The organism is Nocardioides sp. (assembly GCF_016462705.1).
Taxonomy (GTDB): Bacteria; Actinomycetota; Actinomycetes; order Propionibacteriales; family Nocardioidaceae; genus Nocardioides.
Window position 1 is genome coordinate 9,779 of the sequence record NZ_JAEMSS010000132.1, and the last position, 2,254, is coordinate 12,032.

Here is a 2,254-nt window from a genome sequence, read left to right on the forward strand (position 1 = left end):
ACCCCCCGCGACATGACGTAGAAGGGTGCGCCGAGGACGTCCGGGTCGCTGCAGTGGGCGTACATCGTGGGGACCGGGACGTCGGTGTCGGCGAGGGCGGACATGGCCGTGAACTCGCGGCCCATGTCGTGCGCGGTCGCCTGGACGTGTCCGAGCGGCGGCCGGCGCACGATCCAATAGCTCGTCCCGTCGGTGACCTCGTAGGTCAGGTTCGACTTGCCGCCGGCGATCAGCTGGCCGGAGAGCTCGCCCTGGACCTCGCCCGGTCGCTGGGCGTCGTACCAGCAGCGGAAGGCGGCCAGGTCGAGGCCGGGCAGGTCGCTCCCGCTCATGACCGCGTCCCGACGTACTCGTCGATCTTGCCCTGCAGCTTGCGCATCCCCGCCAGCCACCGGTCCGGGTCGGCCGCCCGGGCGGCGTAGTAGCCGCCGACCTCGGGGTGCGGCAGCACCAGGAACCGGTCGTCCTCCAGCGAGGCCACCCAGGCGTCGGCCACCTGCTCGGGGGTGAGCGCCTCGTCGCGGGACAGCAGGTCCTTGAGCGGGCCGGCCTGCTCGAGCATCCGGGTCTGCACGCCCTGCGGGCAGATGGCCTGGACCGCGATGCCGCGGCCGCCGTAGGTGACCGACAGCCACTCGGCGAACCCGACCGCGGCGTGCTTGGTGACCGAGTACGGCGCCGCGCCGATCATGGTCAGCAGCCCGGCGGCGCTGGCGGTCACCACGAAGCGCCCGCCCTGGCCGTCCTCCAGCCAGCGGGGGACCAGCAGCCGGGCGGCCCGGACGTGCGCCATCACGTTGGTCTCGACCATGGCCGCCCAGGCCTCGTCCGGAGCCTGGAGGCTGTCGGGCTGGTCCGCGCTGACCGAGCGGTCGATGCCGGCGTTGGCCAGGTAGAGGTCGACCCGGCCGAGCTGACTGGTGGCCAGGTCGACGATCGCGCGGATCCCACGCTCGGACGAGCAGTCCCCCGGTGCCGGGACCGCGCCGAGCTCGTCGGCCACCGCGTGGCAGGCCGCGTCGTCGAGGTCGTTGACCACGACCCGTGCCCCCTCGGCCACCAGGCGGGCCGCCAGGGCCCTGCCGATCCCGTGCCCGGCGCCGGTGACCACGGCGCCCTTCCCCTGGAGATGGCTCACCCGGCCAAGGATGGCAGGGTGGCGGCATGGCGTACGACCCGGCTTCCGACCGATACGAATCGATGACCTACCGGCACGCCGGACGGAGCGGGCTGCAGCTCCCGGTGATCTCGCTGGGCCTCTGGCAGAACTTCGGGACCGACCGGCCCGAGGAGACCCAGCGGGCGATCCTGCGCCGCGCCTTCGACCGCGGCGTGACCCACTTCGACCTCGCCAACAACTACGGCCCGCCCTACGGCCGGGCCGAGGAGAACATGGGCGTCTACCTCCGTGACGACTTCTCCGGGCTGCGCGACGAGCTGGTGATCTCGACCAAGGCGGGCTACGACATGTGGCCAGGTCCCTACGGCCAGGGCGGCGGGTCGCGGAAGTACGTCCTGGCCTCGCTCGACCAGTCCCTGTCCCGGATGGGCCTGGACTACGTCGACGTCTTCTACAGCCACCGGTTCGACCCCGACACCCCGCTCGAGGAGACGATCGGTGCGCTCGACCACGCGGTGCGGGTCGGCAAGGCGCTGTACGCCGGCATCTCGTCGTACTCGGCGGAGAAGACCCGCGAGGCCGCTCTCATCGCGCGCGAGCTCGGCACGCCGCTGGTCATCCACCAGCCGTCGTACTCGATGCTCAACCGCTGGATCGAGGAGTCGCTGCTCGACGAGCTGGAGGCCCAGGGCATGGGCTGCATCGTGTTCGGCGCCCTGGCGCAGGGGCTCCTGACCGACCGCTACCTGGACGGCATCCCGGCCGACTCGCGGGCGGCACGCGAGGGATCCTCGGTGCCGGGGGAGTCGTTCGACGACCGGACCCTGGCGCACGTGCGCTCGCTGCACGAGATCGCCGTCGCCCGGGGCCAGAAGCTCGCGCAGCTGGCGCTGCAGTGGGCGGTTCGCGACCCCCGGGTCACCTCGGCCGTGATCGGGGCGTCCTCCGTCGAGCAGCTCGACACCAACCTGGACGCGCTCGCCGGCCCGCCGCTCACCGACGACGTCCTGGCTGAGATCGACCGGCACGCGGTCGACGCCGGCATCAACCTCTGGGCGAGGTCGTCGGCGCACTGAGGCCGGCGGAGTCCCCGGATATCCGGTGACCCCGACGCTTCTGCACCGAGATCTCGGT

3 protein-coding genes are annotated in these 2,254 nt (G+C 72.4%); 1 reads left to right on the forward strand and 2 read right to left on the reverse strand.

Annotated features, from left to right (window positions below):
* The coding region (locus tag JHD21_RS15715) for a phosphotransferase (RefSeq protein WP_292677114.1) at positions 1-332 on the reverse strand (332 nt) is incomplete at its 3' end.
* Complete coding sequence (locus JHD21_RS15720) at positions 329-1,138, reverse strand: SDR family oxidoreductase (RefSeq protein ID WP_292677116.1); 810 nt, start codon at positions 1,136-1,138, stop codon at positions 329-331. The genes JHD21_RS15715 and JHD21_RS15720, both read right to left, overlap by 4 nt.
* A 26-nt stretch (positions 1,139-1,164) precedes the next feature.
* Between JHD21_RS15720 and mgrA the strand changes: the two genes are divergently transcribed.
* The gene (gene mgrA / locus JHD21_RS15725) at positions 1,165-2,196 is read left to right on the forward strand and encodes an L-glyceraldehyde 3-phosphate reductase (protein ID WP_292677118.1); all 1,032 of its coding nucleotides are present in this window, start codon (positions 1,165-1,167) and stop codon (positions 2,194-2,196) included.
* Positions 2,197-2,254: the final 58 nt, after the last annotated feature.